This is a genomic window from Micromonospora sp. D75 (genome assembly GCF_018070405.1).
Taxonomy (GTDB): Bacteria; Actinomycetota; Actinomycetes; order Mycobacteriales; family Micromonosporaceae; genus Micromonospora; species Micromonospora chalcea.
In genome coordinates this window covers 1-2,257 of record NZ_JAGPXV010000806.1, presented here as the reverse complement: position 1 = coordinate 2,257, position 2,257 = coordinate 1, and the positions used below count along the sequence as shown (strand labels likewise).

The window sequence follows — 2,257 nt, the reverse complement described above, 5'->3', positions numbered from 1 at the left end:
CGCAGGTCAGCGGCTACGAGATCGTCGACGTGTCGGTGGCGACCCGCTCCGGCAAGCCGACCGGGACGGTGATCGTGCGGATCAACCGTGACGGCGGCGGCAGCGAGGAACGTGAGTTGCCGATCGTGTCGGAGGGCGGGTCGTGGCGGGTGTGCGGGGACCCGTTCTGAGGCTCAGGCGCGGGGGCCGAGGTCCCCGGAGCGGTAGTGCCGCCGGCACAGCACCTGGTAGCGCACGTCGGCGGTGTCGACGGTGTCGCCGATGACGACCTGGGCGCCCTCGCGGACCACCGCGCCCTGCACGACCCGGGCGTTGAGCAGCCCTTCCCGGCCGCACCAGCACAGCACCTCGACCTGGATCCGGGCCACCTCGTCGGCAAGTTCGAACAGCCGCTGCGCGGCCGGGAACAGGCAGGAGCGGAAGTCGGTGGCCAGCCCGAAGGCGTAGACGTCGACGTCGAACCGGTCGACCAGTTCGGCCATCTGCTCGACGTGTTCGAGGTTGTAGAACGACGCCTCGTCGCAGATCAGGTAGTCCACCCGTACCCCTTCGGCCCAGGCGTCGCGGACCAGGTCGCGCAGGTCCAGGTCGTCGGTGACCTCGACGGCCTCGTGGGCCAGGCCGATGCGGGTGGTGACCTGCGGGCCCAGCGAGCGGTCGATGCGGGTGGTGACCAGGCCGCGGCGGCCCTGGCGGGCGTGGTTGTGGTTCATCTGCAACGCCATGGTGGACTTGCCGCAGTCCATCGGCCCCCAGAAGAACTTCAGGGCGGCGGCGTGCAGCGGCCTGCCGTCGACGCCGCGGGCGGCGGCGCAGCCGGCGGCTCGGTCGTCGCCCGGCCCCGGCAGGGGACGGGCCAGGCAGGTCGGGGCGGCGTCGTCGGTCACGTCGGGGCAGCCTAGTCCATCGACGCCGCCGGATCCGGTCCGCGATGATCGACCCGTCAGAGCACCCGGGGCGGGGTGTTGCCGGCGGCGATGATGGCCCGGCGCATCGGCACGGCGGCGAGCAGCGCGAAGCCGACCACGAAGAAGATCAACAGCGACACCAGGCCCACCCGGTACGACGAGGTCAGCTGGAACACCAGGCCGAACGCCAGCGGGCCGAGCCAGCTGGTGCCCTTGTCGCTGATCTCGTAGAAGCCGTAGTACTCGCCTTCCTTGCCGACCGGGATGAGCTGGCTGAACAGCGACCGGCTCAGCGCCTGGCTGCCGCCGAGGACCAGGCCGATGCAGCCGCCGAGGATCATGAACGGCACGGGCGCCTCGGCCGGCAGCCGGAACGCGGCGATGATCACACCGGTCCAGAGCACCAGCGACAGCAGCACGGTCTTCCAGGCGCCGATGCGCTTGGCGAGCGCGCCGAGGGCGAGCGCGCCGCCGAACGCGAGGAACTGCACCAGCAGGATGGTGACGATCAGCGTGCTCTGGTCCAGTCGCAGCTCCTCGGTGCCGTACTGGCTGGCCAGGGTGATGACGGTCTGGATGCCGTCGTTGAAGACCAGGAACGCGAGCAGGAAGAACAGCGTCAGCGGGTACGTCTTGAGTTCGCGCAGGGTGCGCCCGAGCTGCCGGAACCCGTCGGTGAGCACATTGCCGCCCGCCTGCAGGGCGGCGGCGGTGGGGTGCTCGCGCAGCCAGCGCAGCGGGACCAGGGTGAACGCCGCCCACCACACGCCGGCGGACACGATCGACCAGCGGGCCAGGTCCAGCGTGCGCTGGGCGTTGCCCTCCTCGCTGAGCATGGTGACGGCGACGAGGTTCAGCGCGAGCAGCAGACCGCCGCCGAGGTAGCCGATGGCCCAGCCGCGGCTGGAGATGCCGTCGCGCTCGTCCGGGCCGCCGAGTTGCGGCAGGAACGAGTTGTAGACGACCACGGCGGCGCCGAAGGAGATGTTCGCGACCAGGAACAGCGCGCCGCCGAGCAGGTAGCGCTCACCGGTGACGAACGCGAACGCGATGGTCGCGCCGGCGCCGGTGAAGGCCGCCGCGGCGAGCAGCCGCTTCTTGTGCGCCGACCGGTCGGCGATCGCGCCGATCACCGGCAGCACGAACACGGTGAGGAAGACCGACAGCGAGATCAGGTACGGGTAGAACGAGCCGGCGGCGACCTTGACGCCCAGCGGGTACACCGCGCCGTCGCAGCTGTCCGCGCCCAGTTCGCAGCCGGCGGCCAGCTCGGTGACGGTGGTCAGGAACGGCCCGAGGAAGACCGTGATGACCGTGGTCTGGAACGCGGAGTTCGCCCAGTCGTAGAA

2 protein-coding genes are annotated in these 2,257 nt (G+C 71.0%); both read right to left on the bottom strand.

What is annotated here, in order from left to right; genetic code table 11:
* Positions 1-173: 173 nt before the first annotated feature.
* A complete protein-coding gene (locus KBX39_RS29310) occupies positions 174-848 on the bottom strand; it encodes a thymidine kinase (protein WP_205798587.1) in 675 nt (224 codons plus the stop codon).
* A gap of 95 nt (positions 849-943) precedes the next feature.
* Positions 944-2,257 (bottom strand): MFS transporter (locus KBX39_RS29305; RefSeq protein ID WP_210873634.1); only part of this gene is annotated, 1,314 nt, incomplete at its 5' end.